At 42.5% G+C, this 24,915-nt stretch carries 39 protein-coding genes; 30 read left to right on the top strand and 9 right to left on the bottom strand.

Features of this window, described 5'->3' with window-relative positions:
- The first annotated feature begins 31 nt into the window (after positions 1 to 31).
- A complete protein-coding gene (locus tag LCH52_05635) occupies positions 32 to 532 on the top strand; it encodes an HIT domain-containing protein (GenBank protein MCA0387959.1) in 501 nt (166 codons plus the stop codon).
- A gap of 90 nt (positions 533 to 622) precedes the next feature.
- Here the strand turns inward: LCH52_05635 and LCH52_05630 are convergent, their stop codons facing one another.
- Complete coding sequence (locus LCH52_05630) at positions 623 to 1,711, bottom strand: T9SS type A sorting domain-containing protein (GenBank protein ID MCA0387958.1); 1,089 nt, start codon at positions 1,709 to 1,711, stop codon at positions 623 to 625.
- Between the two features lie 121 nt (positions 1,712 to 1,832).
- Positions 1,833 to 2,165 (bottom strand): DUF4286 family protein, encoded by a 333-nt coding sequence (locus tag LCH52_05625; protein MCA0387957.1) that lies wholly within the window; start codon positions 2,163 to 2,165, stop codon positions 1,833 to 1,835.
- A 290-nt stretch (positions 2,166 to 2,455) separates the two neighbouring features.
- Between LCH52_05625 and LCH52_05620 the strand changes: the two genes are divergently transcribed.
- Complete coding sequence (locus tag LCH52_05620; protein ID MCA0387956.1) at positions 2,456 to 3,472, top strand: site-specific integrase; 1,017 nt, start codon at positions 2,456 to 2,458, stop codon at positions 3,470 to 3,472.
- 2 nt (positions 3,473 to 3,474) lie between these two features.
- Here LCH52_05620 and LCH52_05615 read toward each other — a convergent pair whose 3' ends face one another.
- The 5 genes from LCH52_05615 to LCH52_05595 all read right to left on the bottom strand — a co-directional run bounded on the left by LCH52_05615 (position 3,475) and on the right by LCH52_05595 (position 6,165).
- Complete coding sequence (locus LCH52_05615; GenBank protein MCA0387955.1) at positions 3,475 to 3,687, bottom strand: hypothetical protein; 213 nt, start codon at positions 3,685 to 3,687, stop codon at positions 3,475 to 3,477.
- Between the two features lie 59 nt (positions 3,688 to 3,746).
- The gene (locus LCH52_05610; GenBank protein MCA0387954.1) at positions 3,747 to 4,013 is read right to left on the bottom strand and encodes a hypothetical protein; all 267 of its coding nucleotides are present in this window, start codon (positions 4,011 to 4,013) and stop codon (positions 3,747 to 3,749) included.
- Positions 4,014 to 4,183: 170 nt separating this feature from the next.
- Positions 4,184 to 5,053, bottom strand: a complete 870-nt coding sequence (locus LCH52_05605; protein ID MCA0387953.1) for a hypothetical protein — start codon at positions 5,051 to 5,053, stop codon at positions 4,184 to 4,186.
- A gap of 85 nt (positions 5,054 to 5,138) precedes the next feature.
- Positions 5,139 to 5,468 (bottom strand): hypothetical protein, encoded by a 330-nt coding sequence (locus tag LCH52_05600; protein ID MCA0387952.1) that lies wholly within the window; start codon positions 5,466 to 5,468, stop codon positions 5,139 to 5,141.
- A gap of 22 nt (positions 5,469 to 5,490) precedes the next feature.
- Positions 5,491 to 6,165 carry a helix-turn-helix domain-containing protein gene (locus tag LCH52_05595; protein MCA0387951.1) on the bottom strand — a complete coding sequence of 225 codons (675 nt, stop codon included), beginning with the start codon at positions 6,163 to 6,165 and terminating at the stop codon, positions 5,491 to 5,493.
- A gap of 118 nt (positions 6,166 to 6,283) precedes the next feature.
- Between LCH52_05595 and LCH52_05590 the strand changes: the two genes are divergently transcribed.
- On the top strand, positions 6,284 to 6,502 hold the full coding sequence (locus LCH52_05590) for a hypothetical protein (protein ID MCA0387950.1): 219 nt from the start codon (positions 6,284 to 6,286) through the stop codon (positions 6,500 to 6,502).
- Positions 6,503 to 6,712: 210 nt separating this feature from the next.
- Here LCH52_05590 and LCH52_05585 read toward each other — a convergent pair whose 3' ends face one another.
- Positions 6,713 to 7,141, bottom strand: coding sequence for a hypothetical protein (locus LCH52_05585; protein MCA0387949.1), 429 nt, complete (start codon positions 7,139 to 7,141; stop codon positions 6,713 to 6,715).
- Positions 7,142 to 7,228: 87 nt separating this feature from the next.
- On the opposite strand from LCH52_05585, the gene LCH52_05580 reads away from it, so the two are divergent.
- On the top strand, positions 7,229 to 7,456 hold the full coding sequence (locus LCH52_05580) for a hypothetical protein (GenBank protein ID MCA0387948.1): 228 nt from the start codon (positions 7,229 to 7,231) through the stop codon (positions 7,454 to 7,456).
- Here the strand turns inward: LCH52_05580 and LCH52_05575 are convergent.
- Positions 7,453 to 7,668, bottom strand: a complete 216-nt coding sequence (locus LCH52_05575; GenBank protein ID MCA0387947.1) for a hypothetical protein — start codon at positions 7,666 to 7,668, stop codon at positions 7,453 to 7,455. The genes LCH52_05580 and LCH52_05575 overlap by 4 nt on opposite strands.
- A gap of 182 nt (positions 7,669 to 7,850) precedes the next feature.
- On the opposite strand from LCH52_05575, the gene LCH52_05570 reads away from it, so the two are divergent.
- The 26 genes from LCH52_05570 to LCH52_05445 all read left to right on the top strand — a co-directional run bounded on the left by LCH52_05570 (position 7,851) and on the right by LCH52_05445 (position 24,908).
- Positions 7,851 to 8,228, top strand: a complete 378-nt coding sequence (locus tag LCH52_05570; protein MCA0387946.1) for a hypothetical protein — start codon at positions 7,851 to 7,853, stop codon at positions 8,226 to 8,228.
- 1 nt (position 8,229) lies between these two features.
- Positions 8,230 to 8,505, top strand: coding sequence for a helix-turn-helix domain-containing protein (locus tag LCH52_05565; protein MCA0387945.1), 276 nt, complete (start codon positions 8,230 to 8,232; stop codon positions 8,503 to 8,505).
- Position 8,506: 1 nt separating this feature from the next.
- Complete coding sequence (locus LCH52_05560; GenBank protein MCA0387944.1) at positions 8,507 to 8,899, top strand: hypothetical protein; 393 nt, start codon at positions 8,507 to 8,509, stop codon at positions 8,897 to 8,899.
- Positions 8,883 to 9,149 (top strand): hypothetical protein, encoded by a 267-nt coding sequence (locus LCH52_05555; GenBank protein ID MCA0387943.1) that lies wholly within the window; start codon positions 8,883 to 8,885, stop codon positions 9,147 to 9,149. Before LCH52_05560 ends, LCH52_05555 begins: the two co-directional genes overlap by 17 nt.
- Positions 9,139 to 9,369 carry a hypothetical protein gene (locus LCH52_05550; GenBank protein ID MCA0387942.1) on the top strand — a complete coding sequence of 77 codons (231 nt, stop codon included), beginning with the start codon at positions 9,139 to 9,141 and terminating at the stop codon, positions 9,367 to 9,369. Before LCH52_05555 ends, LCH52_05550 begins: the two co-directional genes overlap by 11 nt.
- Position 9,370: 1 nt before the next feature.
- Positions 9,371 to 9,511, top strand: coding sequence for a hypothetical protein (locus LCH52_05545; protein ID MCA0387941.1), 141 nt, complete (start codon positions 9,371 to 9,373; stop codon positions 9,509 to 9,511).
- 173 nt (positions 9,512 to 9,684) lie between these two features.
- Complete coding sequence (locus LCH52_05540) at positions 9,685 to 10,815, top strand: toprim domain-containing protein (GenBank protein ID MCA0387940.1); 1,131 nt, start codon at positions 9,685 to 9,687, stop codon at positions 10,813 to 10,815.
- On the top strand, positions 10,808 to 12,079 hold the full coding sequence (locus LCH52_05535; GenBank protein MCA0387939.1) for a virulence-associated E family protein: 1,272 nt from the start codon (positions 10,808 to 10,810) through the stop codon (positions 12,077 to 12,079). Before LCH52_05540 ends, LCH52_05535 begins: the two co-directional genes overlap by 8 nt.
- Positions 12,080 to 12,327: 248 nt before the next feature.
- A complete protein-coding gene (locus tag LCH52_05530) occupies positions 12,328 to 12,936 on the top strand; it encodes a hypothetical protein (GenBank protein MCA0387938.1) in 609 nt (202 codons plus the stop codon).
- Positions 12,937 to 13,061: 125 nt separating this feature from the next.
- Complete coding sequence (locus tag LCH52_05525; protein ID MCA0387937.1) at positions 13,062 to 13,607, top strand: hypothetical protein; 546 nt, start codon at positions 13,062 to 13,064, stop codon at positions 13,605 to 13,607.
- Positions 13,552 to 15,495 (top strand): phage terminase large subunit family protein, encoded by a 1,944-nt coding sequence (locus LCH52_05520; GenBank protein ID MCA0387936.1) that lies wholly within the window; start codon positions 13,552 to 13,554, stop codon positions 15,493 to 15,495. The genes LCH52_05525 and LCH52_05520 overlap by 56 nt, the downstream gene beginning before the upstream one ends.
- Positions 15,496 to 15,505: 10 nt before the next feature.
- Entirely contained in the window at positions 15,506 to 15,718 is a 213-nt protein-coding gene (locus LCH52_05515; protein MCA0387935.1) for a hypothetical protein, read from the top strand.
- A 174-nt stretch (positions 15,719 to 15,892) separates the two neighbouring features.
- Entirely contained in the window at positions 15,893 to 16,150 is a 258-nt protein-coding gene (locus LCH52_05510; protein MCA0387934.1) for a hypothetical protein, read from the top strand.
- Position 16,151: 1 nt separating this feature from the next.
- Positions 16,152 to 16,529 carry a hypothetical protein gene (locus LCH52_05505; protein ID MCA0387933.1) on the top strand — a complete coding sequence of 126 codons (378 nt, stop codon included), beginning with the start codon at positions 16,152 to 16,154 and terminating at the stop codon, positions 16,527 to 16,529.
- A 256-nt stretch (positions 16,530 to 16,785) separates the two neighbouring features.
- Positions 16,786 to 17,271 (top strand): hypothetical protein, encoded by a 486-nt coding sequence (locus tag LCH52_05500; GenBank protein ID MCA0387932.1) that lies wholly within the window; start codon positions 16,786 to 16,788, stop codon positions 17,269 to 17,271.
- A 13-nt stretch (positions 17,272 to 17,284) separates the two neighbouring features.
- On the top strand, positions 17,285 to 17,737 hold the full coding sequence (locus LCH52_05495; protein MCA0387931.1) for a hypothetical protein: 453 nt from the start codon (positions 17,285 to 17,287) through the stop codon (positions 17,735 to 17,737).
- Positions 17,738 to 17,744: 7 nt separating this feature from the next.
- On the top strand, positions 17,745 to 19,535 hold the full coding sequence (locus tag LCH52_05490; protein MCA0387930.1) for a phage major capsid protein: 1,791 nt from the start codon (positions 17,745 to 17,747) through the stop codon (positions 19,533 to 19,535).
- 79 nt (positions 19,536 to 19,614) lie between these two features.
- Positions 19,615 to 19,962, top strand: a complete 348-nt coding sequence (locus tag LCH52_05485; protein ID MCA0387929.1) for a hypothetical protein — start codon at positions 19,615 to 19,617, stop codon at positions 19,960 to 19,962.
- Position 19,963: 1 nt separating this feature from the next.
- Positions 19,964 to 20,617, top strand: a complete 654-nt coding sequence (locus LCH52_05480; GenBank protein ID MCA0387928.1) for an N-acetylmuramoyl-L-alanine amidase — start codon at positions 19,964 to 19,966, stop codon at positions 20,615 to 20,617.
- Complete coding sequence (locus LCH52_05475) at positions 20,614 to 21,057, top strand: hypothetical protein (GenBank protein ID MCA0387927.1); 444 nt, start codon at positions 20,614 to 20,616, stop codon at positions 21,055 to 21,057. The genes LCH52_05480 and LCH52_05475 overlap by 4 nt, the downstream gene beginning before the upstream one ends.
- A complete protein-coding gene (locus LCH52_05470) occupies positions 21,047 to 21,259 on the top strand; it encodes a hypothetical protein (GenBank protein ID MCA0387926.1) in 213 nt (70 codons plus the stop codon). The genes LCH52_05475 and LCH52_05470 overlap by 11 nt, the downstream gene beginning before the upstream one ends.
- On the top strand, positions 21,252 to 21,749 hold the full coding sequence (locus tag LCH52_05465; protein MCA0387925.1) for a hypothetical protein: 498 nt from the start codon (positions 21,252 to 21,254) through the stop codon (positions 21,747 to 21,749). The genes LCH52_05470 and LCH52_05465 overlap by 8 nt, the downstream gene beginning before the upstream one ends.
- On the top strand, positions 21,749 to 23,185 hold the full coding sequence (locus LCH52_05460) for a phage portal protein (GenBank protein ID MCA0387924.1): 1,437 nt from the start codon (positions 21,749 to 21,751) through the stop codon (positions 23,183 to 23,185). The genes LCH52_05465 and LCH52_05460 overlap by 1 nt, the downstream gene beginning before the upstream one ends.
- Positions 23,172 to 23,654 carry a hypothetical protein gene (locus tag LCH52_05455; GenBank protein ID MCA0387923.1) on the top strand — a complete coding sequence of 161 codons (483 nt, stop codon included), beginning with the start codon at positions 23,172 to 23,174 and terminating at the stop codon, positions 23,652 to 23,654. The genes LCH52_05460 and LCH52_05455 overlap by 14 nt, the downstream gene beginning before the upstream one ends.
- Positions 23,651 to 23,947, top strand: coding sequence for a hypothetical protein (locus LCH52_05450; protein MCA0387922.1), 297 nt, complete (start codon positions 23,651 to 23,653; stop codon positions 23,945 to 23,947). Before LCH52_05455 ends, LCH52_05450 begins: the two co-directional genes overlap by 4 nt.
- A gap of 13 nt (positions 23,948 to 23,960) precedes the next feature.
- A complete protein-coding gene (locus tag LCH52_05445; GenBank protein ID MCA0387921.1) occupies positions 23,961 to 24,908 on the top strand; it encodes a hypothetical protein in 948 nt (315 codons plus the stop codon).
- The last annotated feature ends 7 nt before the right edge of the window (positions 24,909 to 24,915 follow it).

The raw sequence follows: 24,915 nt of genomic DNA, 5'->3' as shown, positions 1-24,915 counted from the left end.
GTGCTTTAATATAAATTAAATGAGGTAATTGATGGAAAAGATGTGGTCTCCATGGCGTTCACAATATATTGAATCTTTCAAGGATAAGAAGAGTGATGCAAAGGGGTGTGTATTTTGCGGATCGATGAATGAGAGTCTGGATGATGACCAGTCACTGGTTGTTTTCAAAGGAGAAAAAACTTTTACTGTTTTGAATCTCTACCCTTACAATAACGGTCATCTGATGGTGGTGCCTTACAGACATATTTCAGATATCGCAGAATTGACAATGGAGGAGATGACCGAAGTATTAGCAACAATACAAAGGCTGGTTGGGGCTTTGCGAGCAACGAGTAATCCTGAAGGATTTAATATTGGAGCCAATCTGGGTAAAGTTTCAGGTGCGGGAATTGCGGATCACATCCATTTTCATATAGTACCGAGATGGAACGGGGATACCAATTTCATGCCGGTCATAGGAAGTGTGAAGGTTCTATCACAGGATTTGTTGAACACAAAACTTCAACTTCAAAAAGAACTTGGGATAATCTAACTTCGAGTTTAGTCGCACGGGAAGTGAAAATGAACAACATTCGGAGACCGGGTTGTTTTTCTCTTCCCGTCCGGAAAACTTTTCACATTACTATTTCAACAAAACCATTCGTCCAGTTTTTGAGGTACCTGCTGCTTCAAGCCTGTAAAAATATACACCACTCGACAGGTTGGTCCCGTCAAAACTGATCCTGTGCTCACCTACCTGCCTGTACTCATTCAGCAAAACTGAAACCTCATTTCCAAGATTATCATACACCTTTAGAGTTACTGCTGCGTCTTTAGGAATGAAGAATTTAATGGTTGTCACCGGATTGAACGGGTTAGGGAAATTTTGTAGAAGCTCAAAACCACGAATTTCACCGGAATTCTCATCTTCGACAGAAACCGGAGAAATTGGCGGAATCACCACCTCAAACCTGCCGGGGAAAGTGAAAGAACCTTGTCCGATCACAGAGAGATCAAGCCGCGATGATGGTGCAAAAGTTTTAACCACCCAGTTTCCGGGGGCTACATAGTGGGTATCAGGGATTGAAATCAGGGTTATGGGAAGTATCGGGATAAGGATGTAACTCACCGAATACGAAAGAACGAATTTTTTACAATTGAAATCACCAATTTCAGTCGATACCGGTCCATCTGCCACCCGTTTTGCTCTTACCTGAAATCTGAGCGGGACAGAAACGGAATCGATGGTGATATTGGTATCTTTCTGAAACAGCGTATAGTTGGTGTTTAAAGAGTTAGCGAATTTATATGTGGAATACCAGCCTTCGAGAGATGAAAGCAGTCCAAGGAAACCCGCCAGATTGCTGTCTAAAAGGGTTGTATCAGCCAAGCCTAAAAGACTGCCTAGATTACCTATCCCAAAATAAGTTTTACCCTCGGTACCTTGCAGCGAAACATAAGAAGTATCGATGTATGGTTGGAACGGGACGGTCAGGTAGATTCCCGTTTTCCCGAGAATATATTTTGATTGAAATCCTTTGTAGCTGGTTTCACCGGCAAGGGAATCGATCGAAAAGGTTGTAAGAGAATCTATTTCCCGGTTCAATGAGTCGAGAATCGCAGTTTTAGTGTACCATTTGAATCCATTGGTAGCAGGAAAGTAATCTGTAGCCTGCTGAGCAAATGCCAGCATAGGAAGACACAAAAACAGAAATATTTTAAAGTAGCGCATGAGAGTCCGGATTTTTAAAAGCATCGGAAATATTAAAAGTATTAATCCGCAAAATAGCGAATAAATAGATGAAATCAGCGGAAAAAAGGGGAGTGGTGTTTTTCATCACTCCCCGTTGTCATTAGAATTTTACTTTGCCTTCAGGTATTCTGAGAGGAGCTCCGACGAATCTTTTGGCTTCAAAGGAACCGCCGAATTTTTTTTCATGCTCTGCCATCAAACCGGGTGCATCGTTTTCACGGTATTTCCTGAGTGTCTCCACAGATTCACATTCGTAAACAACGAGAAACTCAACTTTTTGATTTGTCGGCATTGGATCGATAATCTGCTGGAAGTAACAATTTTTAAAGTGACCTGTCTTAACCACATCAGGAATATGGGTTTCCATCATCCACTGAATCCAGTCGGTCTGAACTGAAGTATTCACAGAAATTTGAACATAATAATAAATCATTTGGGGTCTCCCGTGTTGTTCCGAAATTAAAAGAAAGTGTATTACATAAATATTTATTATATTTGAAGCTAACTTAAGCTGTGTAAACCCGCCTCAAATCCTCTAAATTGTTGTTTTTTATGCTATTTAGCTTGCAAGTGCAACTATTTCAACATGCTATTTATTACCATTATTTCCCGTCTTTTTCGTATTTTTGAGTACCGGCATTGAGCACAATAGTTGAGTACCGGACATTTTCAAACAGGTACATTGAGTACCGGATTTTTCAACCCGAAATACAGGTGCGTTGTATGATAAAGGTAATCCAAAGAAAACGGAAAAATGGTGTATATCTCTACCTCGATATCTACTATAAACGGCAAAGAACCACCAAAGCAACCGGTTTCAAGCTGACCGGAAACAGTTCTGTCGACAAAAAAATCATGCAGCAGGCAGAAAAGACTGCGGCTATGATGACGATAAAATTGTCGGAGAACGATTTCAATCTTAACAGTATCAAAAGGAACGGACAGAATTTCCTTGAATTCTTTTCCAAGTTGATTGCTGATCACCCGGAACACAAATTCAAAAAATATGCACTTCTAAATTTACAAAAATTTACTTACGGAAAATTGCTTTTCCATGAGATCGATGAAGAATTCTGGAAACGATTCAAAAGATTCATGGAGATGAAAGAGCTAAAACCGAATACGATCACTCACACGCTCTACATCCTGAAGTTCGTTCTTAATCAGGCAGTAAAGAGCAAGTATATTCCGTCGAACCCGCTCAAGGGTGTGAAGGGGAAAGTCTATCAGAGCGACAGACGGTTCCTCACATTCAAGGAAGTGGCGAAACTCCGTGCAACCGACTGCTTTGAAAACCCTGAAATAAAAGATGCATTCCTCTTTAGCTGCTATACCGGTCTCAGACTTTCCGACATCGAGCGACTGACAAGAAGTGATATCAGGGAGGGGAGTATCAGAATCATCCAGAAGAAGACGAAGAACCTTGTTACAATTCCTTTGGGTCCCGATGCTCTGAATCTGCTGGAGGGGAGACCCGAAACAGGCAGGTTGTTTAATCTGCCGAATAGAACGGTGATGTCAAAAATTGTGCGGTACTGGACTCGTAGTGCGGGGATTGAGGATGTCACATTTCATTGTGCAAGGCATACATTTGCAACCCTGGCACTGAATGCCAATATGCGTTTGGAGGTTGTCAGCTCGGTACTGGGGCACAGCGATCTAAAGACAACAAAGATCTATGCACGCCTGTTGGATGAAGCAAAGATAGAGGACATGAAGAAGTTCCCGAGTTTCGAGTGAGATCAGGAACGGATCCAGTCGAAGAACAGGTTAAACAAAATGAATGTTGTTACCCACGAGATAATGGTGAGAGCTGCCTTCGATTCAGTTCTGAACTTCGGTACAATTACCGGCGGGTCACTCTCCTTCAGGCGGTACTTCATAAAGATTGCACCCAGCCAGAAAATCCCGGTAAATAAAAATGCGAGTATTGCTGCTATTTCTGAGTAGTTCATTGGTTCACTCTTCTATCTTGTCATTTCCGCCATGATCAAATTTCGAGATCAGTTTCAGGTTATTTTTCATCGATCTCTTTACCACCGGCAAGATGAATAAATATTTTAGCAAATCTTATAGTTGTTGAAAATGCAAGAACGGTAAGACTGAAAATAAATAGGTGCATCGTCCAGTTTAATGAAGCATCTTTTATTTGTAAAATATAGTACACTAATATTATCAGATGCAGGCTAATGTTCCAAACTACCGCCTCTATCAGATATTTTTTCAAATCTTTTTTGATAGACTTAAACAGTTCAAGTCTTGCAACTCGTAAAGTGTTCAAACTGCTAATCATTCCGTAGAGTGTCAGCAGGAAACCTGAAAAGATTGCACTCGTATTGAGAAGTTGATCCAGTACTTTTGTATTGAAAGTTTTTCCAAAATCGAATTGGAATGAAAGTACAAGAATTAAACCAACCAATGTTAAAAGATAGGGTAAATACCTCTCAATTATCAGGTTTTTTGTAGGTTTAGATTTTGAATTAGTCGTGGTAAGTTCTCCTCATATTTGTCGATGACTTGTTTTAAAAAATCTTCTCGTAATAAGGTACTAATATTATTTCTCCCACGCAAATAGTCAAGGTCAAAAGTCATCTTATGTGAAATAAGATCAACTAATTGTGATTTACCTTCACCATCTTTATAGGTTAGATGCAATGACTTTATTTGATTTTTATAAGTGTCGCGATCACTCATCACTTCTTTGATAAATTTAATTACACTTTTTCTGGTGAGCGATTTTCCTCTATCTGCAGAAAACTTAACATCCAATGTGGCTGCACCGAACTTTTCAGCAGCTTTAGAAAGTTCTTTAGCTGACATATCTTTTGAAAAAAGGTGTGTCCCTGAATTGGATAATTTGATCTCCATGTTTGAGATGTCTTTTCCTGCTAAATTTTTTTGCATAAGATTAACATCTAAAATCACAATGGGATCAACAGTGACTTTGTTGTGTTCTGCGAGGTAACCAATGCATCCCAGTGGTGAAACGCCTGGTCTCGTACCTTGGTAAACAAATACATTCCTTTCAATGTCATATAAAAACGCTGATCCATATACAACCCCCTCATCCGTATTTAAGTCAAGAGGACCTCGCTGACGATTTGTGAGATTATATTTCCCGGGTAAATTTTGATCATAAATCAGTCCCATAATGCCGGTGATATACTTTTCAGTGTGATTTATCTCCAGAAGCGATGCAAATCCTGTTTCGGTTTTACTGTTTGGCAGATTGGTCGATTTGAACAAATCCAGAATATTGTCTTCATCATTTGTTTGAAGTAGGAAATAATTAAATTTATAAACTATCTTATTCGGCACCATCAAATTTTCACTCCGGTAAATATGTAGTTGATTTTAAGTAAGAGTGGCATATCCTGCTCTTTAAGTCTTGATTTCTTATTCATCTTCACTCCCCGGTCTTGGTCTTCTCCTCGTCTTCGTCACCATAATTATCAAAGGTTTGGTGGTACAGTGCTTCACGGATCTGGAAAAGGAATATGAAGAGCTTTTCTACGGCTGCGATAGACAGGACTAAAAATGCTCCTGCAATAATCAGTATCACAATCGGGAATAACTCGACGCCGCCCGAGCGGTTTAACATGAAGGGGACAGATACTGCTATGATGAACAAAAATACTACGACATACTTGAGTGTTGCCAGTGTGTCAATGATGGTTTCTGGAGTTTCCAATAAAAGGGGTTTATCCTGGTCTTCAAGTCTTGGTTTCTTATTCATTTTTACTCTCCTGTTTGGTTTTTTATTTCCTCCGTCCCCTGGGTTGATGGTAAACCACCCGAAAGATGTATTCAAGCTGATCGGGGGTGATGAAGATGGAAGGGTGCGAAGGGTTAAGTGATCTAAGTTCGATACCGTCTTTTGAGATGAAGAACTGTTTTACCATGTGGCGGGTTGAAGTAAGCTTCACCACAACAAGATCTCCCGGGGTGACGGTCTCCACGGGGTCAACTAAAAGCAAGTCTCCTGCCTGAATGCTCTGATCGGGGTCGTCGCAGGTCATGCTGTCTCCCTCAACTTCCACGAGAAAACAGTTTTTCCTCACAAAGTTGACGGGGTAATACTCCACTATGTTCTCCTGGTGAGCATTCGCCGAAAAATCTCCCGCCGTTACCTTGTCGATCAGCGGGTAGAGCACTGCATGTGCCGGCTTTGCATCACTCCCTTTTAAGGTCTTCAAATCGGTTACCGGTGGTGTAAAACTGCTCTCCTCGCCTGTAAGCAACCAGTCAAGAGTGACATTGCCTATCTTGGCAATTTTTATAAGATCAGGATATTTCGGCTTGCTGACATTTGTTTCATAATTGCCGATGGAACTTCTTGATATTCCAGTTATGGATGCAAATTCTTCTTGATTCACACCCAATATTTCTCTGATTCTTTTTATGCGTTCATTTAAATGGTCAATATTTGACATTAATTTAATTTATTTTAACAAAGTTCTTGTTTTTCTCAAGAATCTTGTTTATTATTGCAACCAGATTCTTGACATTTATTATGTAATACAAATCAACAAACAAAGAGACAATATAAGAATGCAGACAGAAATAACAAAATCATCGTCACTGACAAAGGACAGCCGTATCCAGGTGGCGATCAGCAGGGAGTTGCATTATTTGGTTTCTGTGGAAGCAGCGAAGCGACGGTTAAAGGTAAAGGACTTGATCACCCATTTCCTCGAGGCAGGATTGAGTCAGCTTGGAGTAGAAACAAGCGTGTTAAAAGGGGAAGTGGAACAAGAGGAGGTAGCGTGATGGGAGAGTCATATTTAGCTGTATTAATTACCATATATGTATTTGTAAGTATCGTAATAAAAATATTATCTATTAAATATCTTTTTTTTGATGGAGTTCGAGAAATCGTTGAACTTCATGAAAAATATGTAGCACTCTATAATAAACTCGGCAATATTGAAAAACTGATATTAGATAAGTCTAAAGACACCATGATGGATCAGATCGTAGCTATCTATTCAAAGGGTTTGAATCCCAACGCTGATCGTTAGGCCTGTTTATAGATACTTTTTTGGAGCCGGTGTCTTCAAAATTACAACCTCGTTCTTTTAATTTATTGATAATTTCCATAGTCTCTGCGTTTTGCAGTATGACTTTTTCAAGAGCTGGTCGTTCAGATACTCGTTCACAAACAGTACAGTAATAAATACCTGTTAATTGGTCCTTGATGTAACGAGTAGCTAAAAGCACTCTTGTTTCAGTTCTACAATTGGTGCAATGATATCCCGGGTCATTCTGAAGTAGTTCAATTTTTAGCATGCGTTCATGAACATTAGTGAGAAGGTTTGTGAAGCTATAAAGCATTTTACGGTTTTGAAATAACCACCAAATAAAAGACCAGATACTTTTAACAACTTTCTGTTCTGGTAGAATATCCATTTTTTCCTCCGGGGTTTGTTTTGTGAAAATTAGCTATCACAAAGATACAAATCCCGGGGAAGTTAAAAACATAAAGGAAGTAGCGTCATGGAAGATGAAAACATTTATGAATCTTTACCTGAACTGGTGGAGACAGATGCCCAGCCGGGGAAATCGATATCGTATGATATCGTTGATGTCCCCGAACTGGGTGTAAAAGTAGTCAAAATTGAAGGCAGACTATTCATGTTAAAAGGTAAAATGCTTTTACCATTGGATGGTCGCCGTGGAATTAAAATTGAAGAAGATACAATCACCCTGAGTTGGGGAAGTTAAATACCTTCTATTAGTCCGGCATCGGGGGTGTATCCAATATCAGAAGAAAACTTTTTGAAATCTTTAGAAATCTCAAAGTATAATTTTGGGTCGATATTCAAAGAACAAATCTGATATTCGATCATTTTCATAAGGATCGTGTTAGTATCAGACACTTTATCGATCAGTTCCTGTTGCAGGTCTTTAAGTTCCTGAAATTGTTCATCGTTCATTTTTTCCTCCGGGGTTTGTTTTGTGAAAATTGTGCATCACAAAAATACAAATCCCGGGGAAGTTATACAGAGTTCAATGGGGAGTTAATGCCCCTTAAATAATGGGTGGTGAGAGTGGATTATTAAGTTGTTAGCACTCTTAATTGTCCCACCACCCGAATTTTGAAAGAAAGAATTTAGTGATGATTTGCAGATACCATAACCATCAAAAAACACTTAATCTAAAATATATTCCCGTAGCTGAAACTATTTTGGTGAGTGATGAAAGTTCCTTGTTTTCGATTTTGAAGAGGAACGGGATAAAGATACTCAGGATCCTGATCAGGCGCGGAGTTTACCATCTGCGGTTGAGATTCCCAAACGGAATGACATGCGAGTTCACAAGCGATAAATTACAGTCGGATGATCTGATAACGAGAATCATATCGACACTTAATGAAATAAAAATCACACCAAATCGCCGGCAGTTTAGCCGCGAGGCAACCGGTCTCCAAACAAGCGAGAACCCGGTAAAGACCTCGACGGAGCTGCCGGTTTTTTATTTTAAACCGGGTGCATAACATGAAAAAGAAACTTGAAGATCGCTGGGTCGATAACAAGACCCTTCTATCCTTAATGCTTGAAGTGAAGGATCTCCTGCTGGAGAAACTTGAATCCGAGGAACCCCTCGATATTGAAGGCATGGCGAAGTACCTGAAGATGAAGAAGCAAACCGTGTACAATAAAATTCATACCGGTGAACTTCCTGTCTTCAAAAAAGGCGGCAAAAACTACAGTTATCCCTCCCTGCTTAACAAGTGGATAAAGGGAGAAAACTATTACAATCTGGATATTTAACATGACAGCACTTGAAGAGATCAGAAACATATTGTGGGAGAACGGCATATCGCCGACAGATCTGTGCCGGAATATGCACGGGATGTATCCGCAAAAGCTTTACTACATCCTGAATCACGGGACAAAGATAAGTCACAATGTCTATACTGACATTATGAAAGCTCTCAACGAGATGGGTGTGGATGTTGATCAGCCGGCTCCCCGTCTAAATCTTGTGGGGAAATGTAACCGGATCAATGAAAACATCGTGAAATTGCAGGGTGATATCATCAATGCCGAATCAGATTCCGTGATTGATGAAAGGGAGAAGCGGCACATCCTTAAAGAGATCCGCGACATAAAAGAGAAGCTGAACAAATTAGAGGAGAATTTGGTAAATGACACGAAATTCTGACAAAGCATTCAGGTTTGACTACCGGATAGAAGTTTCCAAGGATTATCTGACGGTCCTCTTTTATACTCCCTATTTGCACATGATGCCCTCGAAGTCATTTATTTTCAGGGAAACGGGTGACAGAGACTACAAGCTCCTCTCGGGTAACCAGTGCAGCAATCCGCAGTTTGTTCAGGGAAGTATCTATCCGTTTTCTTCCATCAAAAGGGTATGCGACACCTGGTTAAACGAGGTGGGTAATGCGAATTGAATTTTACGACCTGCACAAACCGGTGAAGGTAAAAGAGAAAATCACCGATACCAACGGGAATCTCATTTGCTACAAATATACCTTTGGTGAGATCCTTGGAGTTAATATGTCACTGGATCACTTCAAGCTGAGTATCTCATACTCTGTTAAATCGTTCGATGGTGACATTCTTACAGCTTCATGTGAAGATATTTTTCCTGTAAAAGAAAGGAACAACTGAAATGGAAGTTTTTTTGATAATCGCTTTGGTGCTTGTATTTAACGGACTGGTGCTTGCCTTCCTTAAAGGGGCATCATCATATGAATACACCAGGATCCTCGAACAAAAGCTTTACGACAGGAAACATAATCCTGATCTTTGATATCTTTGAGGTTAATGAGCACATTGAGCACTCCGCCCTGGACAGATAAATTTGTTTACGAAATGGCGGAGATTGCCGAATGAATGAATATATACTCGGTTTTCTTCTTGGGGTAATTGTTACCTGTGTTATTCTGTTTATCGTGTTTGTGGTTTCTTATCAGGGGTCTGTCCGTGATTGAACAGATAAAATCAAGTTTGCGTATCCTCGAACTGTTATCCCGCTGCGGTGTCCCTGTAAACCGTGGCGGGTTTATTTCTTCTCCCGGTCGTGAAGAGAAAACGCCGAGTTGCAAGATCTATCCGAAGAGTGACAGTTTTTATGACTTCTCCACCTCCAAAGGTGGTGATGTTATTGATCTTTACTGTTTGCTATACAATAAAGAGCGGAAACAGGGCATAGCAGAGTTATTCAGCATGATTGGCGGAAAGTATTCACCTGCACCCCAATTGCCTCCTAATCAGCTAAAAAAGCGTATGGAGCTCGATTTGAATGTAATTCTTTCCGATGAAGAAAAGGAAATCTATTACGAGCGTTTTGGTATGACGGATGACGGCACCTATGCACTTAACCAGGTGAAGCATCACAGGATGGAGCAAAACAAAGAGGTGTTTGAGGCTCTCTACTCTTTCTGCCTGCAGATCGGATGGGAACTCGATGCAAAGCTCTACATGAATGAAAGAAGGAAACTGTGTGCTGAAACTCTGCAACAGTTCAAATGCTTCTTCATAAAAGATTACAAGAGGGTATCAGAGTACCTTAAACAGAAATTTGGGAAAGACCGGCTTATAAGAAGCGGGTTGTTTAATGAGAAAGTAAACCTAATCTTCTTCCGTCACAGGATTATGATCAGTTACCTGCACATGGGTAAAATCGTTTATCTTCGTGGCAGGTATTACGGCGTTGATGGTGAAAAGGAGAAAGCACCATCCGATGCAAGCAAGTACATAGGACTAAGGGATGACGGTCTGGGCGTGAATACTCCGCGAAGATTCTACAACTGGGATGTGGTTGCTTCGATGGGTAAAGGAGAAAAGCTTTATATAGTTGAAGGGGAATTCGATACAATGGTTATGGCACAGATGGGTTATAACTGTATCGGCGTCCCGGGTACCGGCACTGTCAATCTGGAAAAGCTTGACAGACTTACCGGTTTCGAGGTTGTTATAATGGTCGACTCGGATGAACCGGGTAAGAAGTTACAGGCAAAATTAATTAAACGCTTCGCAGAGCTTGGCAAACAGGTAGCTATTAAAGCTCTGCCGAACAAGGATATAACAGATTTCGTGGTGCAATATGGATAACGCAAAACAGGCGCTCGAGGCAATTCCGGAAAAGAAGGTGACACTCTCACTGCAACCGACTAAACGGAATGTGAACCTCGATGTAAAAGAATATCTTGAAAGTGTGTACGGGTTCAGGTATAACACAGTGATGCAGATGGTCGAGTTTACTGACGGGAAATCTCCATGGAAGTTTTTTCAGGCACGGGACTTTGACAAGATTTACAGTAAGCTGATGATAGCGGACATCCGGATAGCAAAGGATGTTCTTAAGGCGGTTATACAAGGGGAGTTGGCGCAGGACTTCAATCCGTTTAATGACTATATCCTCTCTCTCCCGAAGTGGGACGGTAAGGAATACATCAACGACTTCCTTTCGATGGTGGTGCTTGATGAGGCTGAATCGAGAGAGAGTTTTGAAAACAACTTTACCAAGTGGATGGTTGCTTTGGTGGCGGGTCTGATAGACGATAAGGTGGTGAATCATCAGTGCTTTGTGATTCAGGGGGAACAGGGGATATTCAAGACCACCTGGCTAAACTCGATTGTGCCTGAACACTTGCGGGATGACTATCTGTACTCTCAACCGTTTGATTTTCATAACAAGGATCATCAAAAGTATCTCGGGCAAAAGATGCTGATCAACCTGGATGAAATGAGCAGCTATGACAGAGCGGACATGAACCAATTGAAGAGTGCACTTACTTCACCCACGGTCACTTTAAGACAGGCTTATGCCGCCTTTGACAGTTGCTGGACACGGCGGGCTTCTTTCTGCGGGAGCATTAACCAGCAGTACTTTCTTGCAGATGAGACAGGTAACAGGAGGTTTATCGTGCACAAGGTTAAAGGTATCAACTTCAGGCAGTTTGATGTCTCTGCCCTCTACGCTCAAGCCTATGCACTCTTTAAGGCGGGTTTCAGGTTTTGGTTCAACGGGGAAGACATCAAGAAGATTGAGGAACAGAATGATAACTTCCGGAAGGTAAGTATAGAAGAGGACCTTATCACCCAGTGGCTCAGCATACCTGACCCGAGTGACATGTTCTATACCGACTTCATGACTGTAACTGAGATCAATCAACTTCTTCTCGAAAAGCTCGGCGGTAAGGTGAACATGAACGAAGTTACAACCAAAAGGATAGGGATGATAATGAATAAGCTGGGGTTTGAAAGCTCTGTCAAGTGGATACCCGGCATTAAAAAGCATGCACGGGGTTACAAAGTGATGAAGAATCAATCTGCTTATGTAAGGAGAACGGATGAAACAATAACGACATTTTAGCAAATATTACAGATTACTTGATGAATCTGTAATGAATGTTACAGATTTATCAAAAACTAACCTCTTTATTTACAAGGGGTTAATCCGTTGTTACAGATATTACAGATATTACAACAAAAATACAGGGTTCAAACTATATATAAGTATAAGTTTAAAACATACTTTAAAACTGTAACATCTGTAACAATTGAAAAGCAGATAACGAATCAGAATCTTAAACAAATGAAAATAAAGAAAGAGAAATCATAATGAGTCAACCACTATTCAAACAACTGGAGATCACGGTGAAGCAGGCAAACAGGCGAGCTATGAACCGTGCCGGTCGTAAAGCACTGAGGGAAGTGCAAAACCTTGTGATGAGCAGATTCAACATGAGACTCTCTGATCTTAACAACAAGACCCGACTAAGAACCAGCATCAAAGATGACGACACATTCAGGATCATTATGCCGGCATTGCCTGTGTCCGCTTCACTCTTTCGACCGGTACAAACCTATAGCTCAGGTGAGCGTAAGAAATTTGTAACAGGTGCGGGGAACAAAAAGAAACTTAAGGAGAGCGGTGTGCAAAAGCGAAACAGGGATTTCGTAGACAGAACTACAATCGAATACATTCGTGGCAGGCGTGAAGAGGTGAAGCAACCGGGCGGCATGAAACCCTTCATCGCAAAGATGAAGAGCGGACACCTCGGAGTGTTCTACCGCATCGGGAAGAAAAGACTCGGCATCAAAGAGTACGGTATGGGTTCGGTGGCAGGTCTGATCAGCAGCAGGATAGCAATGGATGAACTGACAGCAAAGTTTCAGGAAAACTATGTTAAAGAACTCGATCGCCTGCTAAAGGAGTCGGGAAATTGACAAGGTACTTCCACAGGTTTTCATTAGCGGGGACGCTCAACCGCAACATTTGTAAATTTTCAATACGAAATAGTTCGTTTTCGCTTCGTTTTAGCGGTTTTTAATTAAAAGTGAAGTACTAAATCATGAGTGATGACAATAAAAATATAAACAAGATCAGTCTTCCTGTCGATCTTCTGTTCATTTCAAACTTCTTTGACAGAGATGAACGCACTATCCAGCTTTGGGTACAGAAGGGAATGCCTCGTGAGCAGCGTGGAAATTACGATCTTGTAGCCTGCACCAGGTGGCTGATCAGGGAGTTGAGGCAGGAAAACGAAGAGTTAAAATCAGGTGATCAGACTCTCAGCCGGCTTCGCAAAGTTGAGCAGGAAATGAGGAACGAAGAAAGAGAGATCAAGCTGAAGAAACTTCGGGGTGAGTACATCGAAGTGGAGCTGGTGAAGAGCACCTGGGTGACGATGGGGAAAGTAATCGTTAAGTTTCTTGAGGGTCTCGCTGTGAAAATAAACCGGCGGGTGAACGGAGACAGCATCACCCTTGCAGCAATCCATGAAGAAATCAACCTGATTCGTGAGGACATATCGAAACTTAAACCCGGATATTTTACAGACATTGAAGACGAAGATGATAGCGGATCAGAGACAGAAGATAACGAACTTAATTTCTGAGTTTCAGAAATCCCTTCAACTGCCACCTGATCTCTTGCCGAGCGAGTGGGCAGACAGGAATTATATTCTTCCTGAAACCTCGAACATGCCGGGACCATGGAGAACCGATAACACTCCTCACCTGAAGTTCATTATGGACAGCTATGTGAATCCCGAAGTAGAGGAGATCACGGTGATGGGTTCGGCACAGATCGGTAAGACAAGCTTTCTTCTGATCATTATTGGCTACACCATCGACATCATTCCCCAGCCGGTGCTTATGCTCCTTCCGACTTTGGATGTAGCCCGCAGCTTCTCTGATACAAAGCTCCGTGAAACCATCGATGATACTCCGGTACTGAAGCAAAAAGTAAGGGCAAAAAGGGGGAGAGGTGAAGAGGGGAATAAACTTTTCATGCTCTATCCGGGCGGTTATCTGAAGATGGTGGGAGGCAATTCACCTCACGGTTTGAGACAGATGTCGATCCCGATCATCATCTCTGACGATATCAACTCTCTTGAACCGGGACAACAGAGGGAAGGGGATCCGATACTTAGAGCTGAGAAGCGTGCACAGACCTTTGAGGGGAGACGCAAAAAGATCCGCTGCAGCACACCGACGAGAAAGAACATCGACAGGATTGAAAAATTCTACAAGCAGGGAAGCCAGCACAAGTACCATGTGCCGTGTCCAAAGTGTGGTACCATGCAGATATTGAAGTGGGAAAATGTAACCTGGGAGAAAGAGCTTGACATGTTCGGGGAACCGGTTGAACACTTTCCGGAGACAGCCCGTATCAAGTGTATCGATTGCGGGCACGGGATCACCGAAGGGGAACGGCAGCAGATGCTGAAACGGGGAACCTGGGTTGCTGATAATCCGAAGGTGACATCACATCTTTCCTTCCATATCAACGAGCTGAGCAGCACCCTGAGCTCGCTTAAAACGATTGTGAACAGTTACATAAAGGCACAGGGAAATGAAGAGAGCTATGAAGCTTTTGTGAATACCACACTTGGTGAATCGTATGAGGTGAAACACGAAGTTGAGTATGACTCCGATCAGTTGATGGAGAGAATTGAAAACTATATGACCGATGAAAATCCTTTCGTTCCCGAGGGTGTGCTTGTCCTTACGATGGGTGTGGATGTTCAGGTTGACCGTCTTGAAGCACAGGTTTGCGGATGGGGGGAAGGGGAGGAATGCTGGGTGCTTGGATACTTCAAGATTTACGGTGACATAGATGACCGGAAAGTGTATGACGAGCTGGATAATTTGAGGAAGCAGACCTGGAAAAGAGCTGATGGAATGCTCCTGAAAATATCCCTCACCCTGATCGACTCAGGATACCAGGGAAAGATGAAGATGGTTTATGACTACTGCTTCCGGAGACGCTTTGACGGAGTAAGACCGAGCAAGGGTGTCGGTCGTTACGCGGCGCCCCTGACATCGTCAAGCAAGGTTTATGATGACAGACTGACTCTGGTGAGAGTTGGTACCAACGAGGCGAAGTCGCATCTCTATGAAACAAGATTGAAAATTACGGAACCGGGACCGAAGTATATCCACTTTACAGAAGAGTACTGCGATGATGAATACTTCAAACAACTTGCTTCCGAGGTTGGCATCATCCGGAAAAGCGGCATGGTCACCTACACGGTTTATGTGAAGAAGGATGGTGAAAAACGGAATGAAGCTCTTGATACCTGGTTGCTTAACTATGCAGCGATCAGCATACAACCGGTTAACTGGAATGCGTTAAAAAAGAGAATTGAACTGAAGCGGGGAAAACTTCCTTCCGAAGAGACAGAAGAAGTGAAAGCAGACCTTGCAAAAAAGGAAGTTAAACCGAAACCTGTGCAACGGATATTACCCCGTCGTCAAGGTGGATTTGTGAACAACTGGTAAATGGGATGGTATGAGGATTGATATTAAAGAACCGCATGATGAAAAGCTTCTGCAGGATGCACAGAGGATGGGTATGAGTCCTACCCAGTATATCTGTTACCTGCTCGATAATATCGAGGTTGAAGAGCCGAAACAACAGAAGCTCGTAATCACTAAACCATCACCGAAAGTTAAACGGAAATCAGGCGGCAGCACATGGGATGCAAATTTTCTAAACAAGTAATTAACAGGATCAGCAACAAACAGAAAGGGTCTCACAACGAAGGGATAAGATTTATCAGTCAGCCAAATGATTTACGGGTACCGCCCGGTACTCGAACTAACTAACAATTTTGGGCGGTGGTGACATTTATTTTTTCCGACGAACACCGCCCGTTATATCCGTGAGCAAAAAAAAATGAAAAGATATGAAGTATCTAATCAAATGTTGGACACCGCCGTATCACAGATTGCAGAAATACTTTACTTGACTGAAGAAGCAGAGCTGCAAACAAGATTCATCATTCCTCTTCAAGTAAGGTTTTGTAATAATATGTGGCTGTATGAAGGGTTTGATGTAAAAAAGAAGTTTAATGTATCCTTAGTATTAGGCAGGATATTGGATGTCAAAATGCCTAACGAAATTATATTTACAAATAATTATTTAAAGCAATAAGATGACTAAAGACAAACAGATATCTCAATTTACAAACGAGGTTTTAGATCAGTTCTATCCCGCCTTCAAGCTTGCTTTTCTTAAGCGAAATGCGAAACACGGCACCAGACCTCTCGTCAGCTTGCATGAAGCTTACGGTATCTGTGCCGAGGAACTACATGAAGTAATGGATGCCATATGGAAACATTACCCAAAGGATCATGTTGCAAAAGAATTCCTTGATCTTGCAGTTGCAGCTTTCTTTGCCTATTACAGCTTCCATGAAGATTTTGATGAGATAATAAAAATTGAATCCGTGTTGGAATCTGAAGCACATTGGAAAGCAAAATTGGGAGAGAAAGATTACAAAAATGAGGAAAGACCAACTTTCCCTCCTTAAAGAAAAATGTATCATAACGATACACTTTTCTAAAAATCCCGCAAAAAATATTTTTTTCGTGTTTCAAATTTCCTCAAAATTACCCCGTTTTCTTTCCGCTTCCTTTTTGCCCCGAAAATCTAAAAAAATTGGTAAATTGTCCCCTTTTTAGTAACCCGTTTACTGTAGTAAACTGCCAATTTACTGCAGTACTACTGCATTTAAATTGATGTTTTTGCACTATATTTTAGTGGGTAGAATTTTGAAAGAATAATTAATGAAGTTTTACCCCGGCGACAGCATATCGCTCGAGGTGCCAACAGACCTTGTTGGTACCTGCAACTTCCAGTTTAGCGGACCCACCGCCATCACTGAAAAGACGGCATCTCCATCTGCCGGCGGATATTCCCTTACCCTTACTACTTCCCAGACCAACTCCCTTACTGCCGGAGAATATTTCTACCGTGCCTATGTGACTGTCGGTTCCGACAAGACCACTGTGCTCGAAGGATCATTCTTCATCAAAGTACTCGGTCAGAAGAGCAACAACAAAATTGCGCTTGAAGCTATCGAGGCAGCACTTCTAAGGCAGGCATCGAGAGAGCAGTTGAAAGTGTATGTCGGCAAAACCCAGATTGAGTACATGACACACGATCAGCTTATAACCTCGAGAGCGAAGTTGCAGGCACTGGTTGATGCAGAAGCAAGACAGGAGAACGGGAAGCAAAGCTTTGGAACAAAAAAAATCTACATTCAATTCTAAGAAAGGTTTCAAGATGAAACGAATATTAATCTTCACGCTGCTGTTTTTCATCCCGACAATTGCCCTGGTAAATGCCCAGACAATGAAAGTTGAAAATATAACCGGTGGCAGACTGATCACGGTCACAGCTTCCGTTGATTCAACGGATACCTTGAGCACGAAAGCTTTCGGCTTGGGTAATTTCCAGAATTACGACTGGGACACTTATCCCTTCAGCTTCAGCTATCTGCTTGCATCAGCATCAGGCAAACCGTACATACGGACCAAGGTGGAAGGAAGCTACGATAACTCTACCTGGTTTATAGTGGACACACTCTTTGCGGACTCTGCGGAAACATTCACGAAGAGTACTGCAAATCTGAACAAGGGGAAATATCCTTACTACCGGTTTAAGATTATTGGCTACACCGGCAACAGGAAAGATGCCACTTTGAAACTTTGGTTCTACGCATACAGAAGAGACTAAAAGAGAAATGAATAAAAATTTCAAAGACCTTGTCGGCAAACCTCAAAGGTCACACGGACAAAGAGCCGAGCTAAACGAATCAAAGATCGACAGGGAAAACAGGACCATAACGATGCCTGTTTCCTCCGAGAGAGAAATTGATTTTGGATGGTACAGAGAGATACTGGTACACGATCAGGAATCAGTAAACCTCGAACGGCTGAAGGATGGAGCAAATGTGCTCTTGAACCACCAGGCTAACAACCTGATAGGAGTGGTTGAAGATGCCTTCATCGGCGATGACAAAAGACTGTATGCAACCGTAAGATTCAGTAAAGGATCTCTCGGTGAAGAGGTGTTCAATGATGTGATTGACGGGATCCGCAGGAATGTTTCAATTGGATATGACTTCGGATATGACGATTATGAGGAAGTGTCGGAACACCCCGATGCGAAAAAGAGCGACTCACCTTTATTCAGGATATTCAGATGGACTCCTCTGGAAGTGAGCATCGTATCGGTGCCGGCAGATCATACAGTCGGAGTAGGCAGATCAATTAATACCGGTGACATATCAACCGGGGAAGAACCGGATACGAAAGAACAAGATTTTACAAACAATAACGAATTAAATAAACCGGAGATAACAATGCCAGATATTGATATAGCCGCCGAAGAGAGACAAAAAACAACCGAAGAAATTCGAGCTCTTGGCACTTCACACAATCTGCCCTACGATTTTGCAATCCAGGGAAACTACACAATTGAACAGTACAGAGGGTATGTGCTTCAACACATTCCCAGTTCGAAACCATTGAGCACCGAGGCTCATCTTGATGAAGAGAACCTGAGGGAATATTCACTTTCGAGAGGTATCAGATCAATCCTTAATGGTGATGATTGCTTCGAGAAAGAAGTACACAACGAGCTCTCGAAGAAATTTGACAAAAGATCAAAAGGTCTTCTCGTGCCACAAAATCTTTTCACATCCAAAAGAGGGAAAAGAGCAGCAGTTGCAACAGGCAACAAATTTGTAGGTACCGATTTCAGAGGTGATCTTTTCATTGATGCTCTCGCACCTGAAAACATTCTCGACCTCATTGGCGTAAACATGATGAACGGACTTGTTGGCAACATCGAGATCCCGAAACTGAACAGTGATCTCGGATTTGGCTGGGCAGCAAGTGAAATAGCTGCTGTAGCCGAGGGAACACTTGATGACGGACAGGTTCAGATGTCACCCAAAAAGGGGGGTGTTTTCACCGAGCTTTCGAGAAGACTTTTGAATCAGTCTGATCTCAACATCGAGCTGATTGTAAGAAATTCAATTTTCAGATCGCTTGAGAATACTCTCGCCAAAGTTCTTCACGAAGGATCTGCCACCATCTCGGGCATTAAAGATTTAGTGAATGCAACCAAGGTAACTGCCGCAGACACCAACAGAAACAAGCTGATTCAGTTCAAAGCCGCTGTGAAGCAACTTAACGCATCGGGGCTGAGAATGTACTGGGTAGGGAACAGTAATGTTATGGCGACACTTCAAAGCAGACCGGTTGTAGAAGGGCAGGCGATATTCCTTTGTTCGGATGACAACAAGATTATTTCCCGCGATGCCCTTGAATTCTCACCTATTTCAGACGGACACCTCTTTTATGGCAACTATGAGAATGTCTATATAGGCACATGGGGACCATACGAGATATTGACGAACCCTTACATCAAGGACACTGAGGGTCTCGTAAGACTCACAATGAACGCCGATACTGACATCGCTTTTGCACACGAGGAATCGTTTGCATGGGCAGATGACATAAGCTAATATCATACCGCTACCGTCCGGTGGTCTGACGCACCCGGAACTGCCGGACGGTTTTTATTAACGAAAACAGGAATATAAAATGTTTATTGATCTTGCGATACTCTTTTTGGGTGGCATACTCATTGCAGAATCAGAAAAGATATACAGGAATATTTACAAGCTTGGCGGACACAACTCGGTATGGTTCCCAAATTCAAAATGGTACATCTCGAATAACTGGAAATATGAAAATAAAATTTTGGATTTCGTGATGAAGTATCTCGCAGCTCCGTTCAAAGATGGTTTCCACTTAACAAAATCTGCAGGTATTCTTCTGCTTTGTCTGGTGGCATCGGAGTTTGATTTGATTACCGTCATCATTTTTTATGTTGTTTTCAGCTTGGGCTTCACGGTTAGATATCACATTGAAAACAAGAGGTGGAGTTGATATGAATTTATTAAAAAGAATCGCTTACAAGTTAGTCGGCAGATATTTAAAATATGGTGAATATGTTGACCAGATAACAAAGAAAAACGCTCTCACATTTCACTTTACTGCGGGTTACGGAGATGCCATAGCAACCGGTAACTACTTCGATCAGCAACCCGGAAAAGTCGCAACTACCTATGCCTGCGGGCGTGACGGAGTGATTGCGGAATTATTTGCACCTGCGTATTGGGCGTTTCATTTGGGTTCAACTCTCTTTAATGAGATGCGAACGATTGGGATAGAGATTCAAAACATCGGGCCACTCTGGAACAGAAACGGTGTTATGGTGGATTGCTACGGGAATATATACAAGGGTGAGTATGTCAGTTTTAAGACTCCATTCAAAGGAGTTTTTCACTGGGCGACTTTCACCGAAGCTCAATACGAGAATGTGGGAAAATGGGCGGCTGAGCGTTGTTTGGCATTCGGGATCCCGCCAATAATCAACACTAATCTGGACTATGTTGAGAACAATGAAAAGCTCGTTGGAATCACGACGCACACGCATTTTCGCAAAGATAAGTATGACATCGGGCCGGCATGGGACTGGAACCGGTTTAAAATCTATTTTGACGCTGAATATAACCGGTTAAAAGCGGAGGCAGGCAAATGACAGAATCATTTATCTTATCCGTTTTGAGCGGCGCTGTAGTATTGATCACAGCGATGCTCGCTTTCTTCCTGAAGTTCATGTGGGATAAAGCGGAAAAATATAGCAGTGTTATTGAAAAAGTAAAAAACGATCAGACCGAGATTCAAAAAGATTATCTCAACAGATTTGCTACGGTAAACACAGACATCGATACTCTTGGCAGGAGATTTGAGGAAAGGTTTGATGAATTAAAAGGGGTGTTGGAAAACCATTTTTTTTCCCGGCATACCGAGATTGTAGAGAAACTTACTGCAATATCAGACGATGTACAGAAGATGAAAAACCGGGTGATGCAAAACGAGATAAACAGGAATAACGCTGACCGGGAATTTAGGAATGAATGGTTACCGGTGCTCAACTGGGCAAAGTCCCAAATGGAAAGGAACATACATGATTCCTAAAATCGGATTCAGAAAGTTTGCAGCTTTTCTCCTTTCACTATTCGTGTATGTGATACTGTTCCTGACGGTCGTGATCACCGGCAAAATTAATTCTCCCGAGGTACCGACTTTTGCTTTTCAGCTTGGCGTAGGGATCGCATCCGTTACCGGTGCATTCTATGCCGGCAATGTACTTTCAAAAAAGGCAGGTCAGGATGGATAAAGGATTTTGGGTGGTGCTTATGCTTATCGCTCTGATTGTGGCAGTACTGGTTTTTACGAAAGTAAAACGAGTGCCCGGGAAGGAAACAAAAGAATTTAAGACAGGCAAGCAGGACACTGTATTTGTCCAGGGCAAACCTGATACCGTTTTCTTTTCCCGTGTGTTTGAAAAGATCGTTCATGTACCTGTCGAAAAAATAATCAGGTACGGCAGCGACAGTTCAAAAGTAGATACCACATTCTCTCTTCAGGATGGTGAGATTGATCTCGGGGTTACCACTTACCCTGCTGTCGATTCCCTAAAATTTGATATAGAGTTACTCACAGTAAACCGGGAGATTGTGAGGGTTGACACTGTAAAGCTTACCAGGGTTGACACCCTTGTGATCACCAGGGAAACAGTAATTGAACCTGCATGGTATGAATCCTGGTGGTTTGGATCGTTAGTTACAGCCGGTGCAGGCATAACCTTAATATTGACAGGTAAATGATGTTCTCCTGGATTAAAAACAGATTTCGCAAAACAATCGGGAAAACCCGCAATTTCGCTGCCGCCGCCGCAACCAGATTTGTATCCGACTGGCTTGTCTCTTACAAGTCAATTGATGCCGATCTTAAAGGTGACATAGCAAAGATCAGAATGAGAGCGAGGGATCTCGAAAAGAATTCGGAGATTGCTTCGAGATACTTTGGCATCCTCGAGACGAATCTTGTCGGTACCAACGGATACATGCTTCAAATGAAGATTAAAAAGGGGGATGTCTTCGATGAAGCAACCAACAGAGAGATTGAAGCTCAATGGAAAAAATGGTGTCGTTCTTCCAGTGTTGACGGGCGTATGAGTTTCAGAGAAATCTGTAAAGCGGCTGCAAGAGGGATACCAAGGGACGGTGAGTTCTTTGTGAGAATTGTTAAGGACACCGAAAGAAATCCTTACGGAATAAGTCTGCAAGTGATAGATCCCGCCCTGATCGACGACCAGTACAACGAAGTTCTCCCTAACGGCAACATAGTTCGCCTTGGCATTGAAATGGATGGATTCAGAAAACCGGTTGCCTACTATGTCACCGAAAAAAATCCCCGTGCTGAAATGATGGGGATGTCTCTCGATACGCGTGTGAGAGTGCGAGTTCCTGCCGAAGAGATAATTCATCTCTATAAGATGCACAGACCTGACCAGACCAGAGGATGGAGCTGGCTTGCACCGGTTATGCTTGCGCTTAGAATTTTGAACGGCTACATTGAAGGGGCGCTGGTGAATTCACGGGCAGGTGCTGCCAAGATGGGTTTCTATCAGACAGAGGATCCGAAAGTACTCGGACTCGGTGAGGAGGATGCGACGGTTGAGACAACAAAGACGGAACCGGGTACGATAGAAGTATTACCTGTCGGTGTCAAATTTATCGGCTACAATCCTGAATACCCTCAGGCACAGTTTGCTCCATTCACAAAAAGAATCATGATGCTTATTGCATCCGGGCTCAACATCTCTTATGTATCTCTCTCGCAGGATCTTGAAGCTGTGAATTACAGCTCCATTCGATACGGTACACAAGAGGAGCGGGAAAATTTCAAAGATGCTCAGGAAATGATTATTGAAAAATTCGTTACCAGAGTTTTTGAAGAGTGGTTGAAGATGTCCCTTACTCTCGGGAAAATGAATCTTGGATTGAGGAATTTTGAGAGATTGAATCAACCGTCGTTTGTGGGACCAAGGTGGCAGTGGGTCGACCCGCTGAAAGAAATTAACGCAAATATCAACGCCATCAATGCGGGGATCAAAAGCAGATCGGAAGTGATTGCCGAAAATGGAAGGGACTTCTACGAAGTGATGGATGAGATTGCGAAGGAGAACAGTTACATGATCGAAAAGGGAATTATCCCTGCCACGACAAACCTTCTGCAGGCACCAAATGAAGCGGCATAACATAGTATCGAGCATCATCGACAAGCTGAAAACTGTGACTGTTGAGAACGGTTACTACAGCGATTTCTCGAATTGTGTCTATAGCTGGAAACCCGGACAGATAGCACAGGGGACAGATCTCTGGGTTGAGGTTCAGGATGCCTCCAGTGAGTTGGGTGACAGGATAAATCTGCCTAACCTCGAGATCAAATTGAGTCTCAATATTGTCGTGTTTTGTGCTTCGGGAACCGACACACCCGAGCTGATCAGGAAGGCAATGGATGATATTTACAGAGTTTTGATAAACAACAGGGAGTATCTCATCACCACTTACGGCAGCGTGAAAATGAATTTCACAGGTGACGACATGGAAGTGTTCGAAGAGGATATTATTGCCGGAGTTGGAATTGTCGGGATGATGCTTGGATATTACGAGCTCTACTCACCGGCAGTTCCTTTGCCACCACCCGTTGTACCGGAAGGAGATTGATTGTGATTGACTTGAGCTGTGCCTTTAATTCGGGTCTTGAAGAAGAGATATTTATTGAACTGACGAAGATCAAGGGGATTATAGATGTCGACTACATCGGCAGTAACGGCGGGTTTAAGAACGCCCTGGGGAAGATGGAGACATACGAGATCACCTGCTTTATTCAGAGTGCCGACTTAAGTAAAGTTGCCCTGGGTGACACCGTGACAGTTAGAGGGAAAGAGTATAAAATCAAAGAAATAATTAATGAACAGACCGACATTGTCGTTTTGAGATTTGGACAAAAAACCTGACAGGAGTTAGAAAATGAGTACAAGTATTGTTGGCTTAAAAAGAATCATGCTTTGGAAGAAAGGGGTAGTGCCACCCTATTCGGATCCCGCACTTGCAGCGATCTCACTTGATGTGAGAAAATCATCAAACCTGGTGAAGACAGATGAAACCGTGAAAGATACCAAGGGAAGGGACCTTAAAAACTGGGCAAGGTATAAGGCAGAGGTTGAGTCGTATAACATCGACAGACCACTCTGGTATTACCTTTTGGAGCACCTTAGGAGAAATGGTGTTGATTGTGAGTTCCTTGCCGAGGCTACGGCTGTAACCGATTTCGATCCGCTTACACGGACATTCGGCGGATGCTTCAGATTCGACGGACAGAGGTTCATGGGACTGGATGTAGAGTATCAGATGACAAAGGATGAAAGGATTGCGAAGCTTTCATTTGAAGTGAAAATGCCGAAAGTACTTAGCCAGCTCCTGCTCGACGATGCTGTAACAAATGAACCGTTAAGTTTTATCGGGCTGGATGAATATTCACCTTCACAGATGAACAGTCCATACCTTGACAGTGTGAAGTTTGGGGAGGGATCAGGCACGGTTCTGTTTGATATAGAGAATCTTCTCGACATGAATTTCACCATGAAGACCAAGGGGAGAAAATCAATCTACGACAGAACAATCTGTGACTTCATTTCAGTTGAAGGGCAGTTCACTGTTGCCGAGGCGAACAAAGACAAGTTGCAGGCATGGGAGAATCTTCTTGACGCAAATCCCCGAATTGTTATCAAACAGAATAACGGTGGCGGGAAGTATGAGGAGCACATCTTCAATGCGAAAGTTCTTTCCCTTAAATCCGACTTCGAGATTTCGGATGAGAAACGGGAAGTGAAGATCGTACTTGCAGGAGATGTACCGGTTACTCTGATTGACAAGGCAACCGGCAGCTATGGCAGTAAATACACTTATTACATATAGGAGAGAG

This window comes from Bacteroidota bacterium (assembly GCA_020161395.1).
In the GTDB taxonomy this organism is placed as follows: domain Bacteria; phylum Bacteroidota; class Ignavibacteria; order Ignavibacteriales; family Ignavibacteriaceae; genus UTCHB3.
Note: the sequence above shows the minus strand (reverse complement) of the source record. Positions and strands in the feature narration are given on the sequence as shown.

Bases quoted from the DNA above. Each gene is read 5' to 3' on its own strand.
- LCH52_05635 (MCA0387959.1), top strand. From the start codon at position 32: ATGGAAAAGATGTGGTCTCCATGGCGTTCACAATATATTGAATCTTTC.
- LCH52_05630 (MCA0387958.1), bottom strand. From the start codon at position 1,711: ATGCGCTACTTTAAAATATTTCTGTTTTTGTGTCTTCCTATGCTGGCA.
- LCH52_05625 (MCA0387957.1), bottom strand. From the start codon at position 2,165: ATGATTTATTATTATGTTCAAATTTCTGTGAATACTTCAGTTCAGACC.
- LCH52_05620 (MCA0387956.1), top strand. From the start codon at position 2,456: ATGATAAAGGTAATCCAAAGAAAACGGAAAAATGGTGTATATCTCTAC.
- LCH52_05615 (MCA0387955.1), bottom strand. From the start codon at position 3,687: ATGAACTACTCAGAAATAGCAGCAATACTCGCATTTTTATTTACCGGG.
- LCH52_05605 (MCA0387953.1), bottom strand. From the start codon at position 5,053: ATGGTGCCGAATAAGATAGTTTATAAATTTAATTATTTCCTACTTCAA.
- LCH52_05600 (MCA0387952.1), bottom strand. From the start codon at position 5,468: ATGAATAAGAAACCAAGACTTGAAGACCAGGATAAACCCCTTTTATTG.
- LCH52_05595 (MCA0387951.1), bottom strand. From the start codon at position 6,165: ATGTCAAATATTGACCATTTAAATGAACGCATAAAAAGAATCAGAGAA.
- LCH52_05590 (MCA0387950.1), top strand. From the start codon at position 6,284: ATGCAGACAGAAATAACAAAATCATCGTCACTGACAAAGGACAGCCGT.
- LCH52_05585 (MCA0387949.1), bottom strand. From the start codon at position 7,141: ATGGATATTCTACCAGAACAGAAAGTTGTTAAAAGTATCTGGTCTTTT.
- LCH52_05580 (MCA0387948.1), top strand. From the start codon at position 7,229: ATGGAAGATGAAAACATTTATGAATCTTTACCTGAACTGGTGGAGACA.
- LCH52_05575 (MCA0387947.1), bottom strand. From the start codon at position 7,668: ATGAACGATGAACAATTTCAGGAACTTAAAGACCTGCAACAGGAACTG.
- LCH52_05570 (MCA0387946.1), top strand. From the start codon at position 7,851: ATGATTTGCAGATACCATAACCATCAAAAAACACTTAATCTAAAATAT.
- LCH52_05565 (MCA0387945.1), top strand. From the start codon at position 8,230: ATGAAAAAGAAACTTGAAGATCGCTGGGTCGATAACAAGACCCTTCTA.
- LCH52_05560 (MCA0387944.1), top strand. From the start codon at position 8,507: ATGACAGCACTTGAAGAGATCAGAAACATATTGTGGGAGAACGGCATA.
- LCH52_05555 (MCA0387943.1), top strand. From the start codon at position 8,883: ATGACACGAAATTCTGACAAAGCATTCAGGTTTGACTACCGGATAGAA.
- LCH52_05550 (MCA0387942.1), top strand. From the start codon at position 9,139: ATGCGAATTGAATTTTACGACCTGCACAAACCGGTGAAGGTAAAAGAG.
- LCH52_05545 (MCA0387941.1), top strand. From the start codon at position 9,371: ATGGAAGTTTTTTTGATAATCGCTTTGGTGCTTGTATTTAACGGACTG.
- LCH52_05535 (MCA0387939.1), top strand. From the start codon at position 10,808: ATGGATAACGCAAAACAGGCGCTCGAGGCAATTCCGGAAAAGAAGGTG.
- LCH52_05530 (MCA0387938.1), top strand. From the start codon at position 12,328: ATGAGTCAACCACTATTCAAACAACTGGAGATCACGGTGAAGCAGGCA.
- LCH52_05525 (MCA0387937.1), top strand. From the start codon at position 13,062: ATGAGTGATGACAATAAAAATATAAACAAGATCAGTCTTCCTGTCGAT.
- LCH52_05515 (MCA0387935.1), top strand. From the start codon at position 15,506: ATGAGGATTGATATTAAAGAACCGCATGATGAAAAGCTTCTGCAGGAT.
- LCH52_05510 (MCA0387934.1), top strand. From the start codon at position 15,893: ATGAAAAGATATGAAGTATCTAATCAAATGTTGGACACCGCCGTATCA.
- LCH52_05505 (MCA0387933.1), top strand. From the start codon at position 16,152: ATGACTAAAGACAAACAGATATCTCAATTTACAAACGAGGTTTTAGAT.
- LCH52_05500 (MCA0387932.1), top strand. From the start codon at position 16,786: ATGAAGTTTTACCCCGGCGACAGCATATCGCTCGAGGTGCCAACAGAC.
- LCH52_05495 (MCA0387931.1), top strand. From the start codon at position 17,285: ATGAAACGAATATTAATCTTCACGCTGCTGTTTTTCATCCCGACAATT.
- LCH52_05490 (MCA0387930.1), top strand. From the start codon at position 17,745: ATGAATAAAAATTTCAAAGACCTTGTCGGCAAACCTCAAAGGTCACAC.
- LCH52_05485 (MCA0387929.1), top strand. From the start codon at position 19,615: ATGTTTATTGATCTTGCGATACTCTTTTTGGGTGGCATACTCATTGCA.
- LCH52_05480 (MCA0387928.1), top strand. From the start codon at position 19,964: ATGAATTTATTAAAAAGAATCGCTTACAAGTTAGTCGGCAGATATTTA.
- LCH52_05475 (MCA0387927.1), top strand. From the start codon at position 20,614: ATGACAGAATCATTTATCTTATCCGTTTTGAGCGGCGCTGTAGTATTG.
- LCH52_05470 (MCA0387926.1), top strand. From the start codon at position 21,047: ATGATTCCTAAAATCGGATTCAGAAAGTTTGCAGCTTTTCTCCTTTCA.
- LCH52_05465 (MCA0387925.1), top strand. From the start codon at position 21,252: ATGGATAAAGGATTTTGGGTGGTGCTTATGCTTATCGCTCTGATTGTG.
- LCH52_05460 (MCA0387924.1), top strand. From the start codon at position 21,749: ATGTTCTCCTGGATTAAAAACAGATTTCGCAAAACAATCGGGAAAACC.
- LCH52_05455 (MCA0387923.1), top strand. From the start codon at position 23,172: ATGAAGCGGCATAACATAGTATCGAGCATCATCGACAAGCTGAAAACT.
- LCH52_05445 (MCA0387921.1), top strand. From the start codon at position 23,961: ATGAGTACAAGTATTGTTGGCTTAAAAAGAATCATGCTTTGGAAGAAA.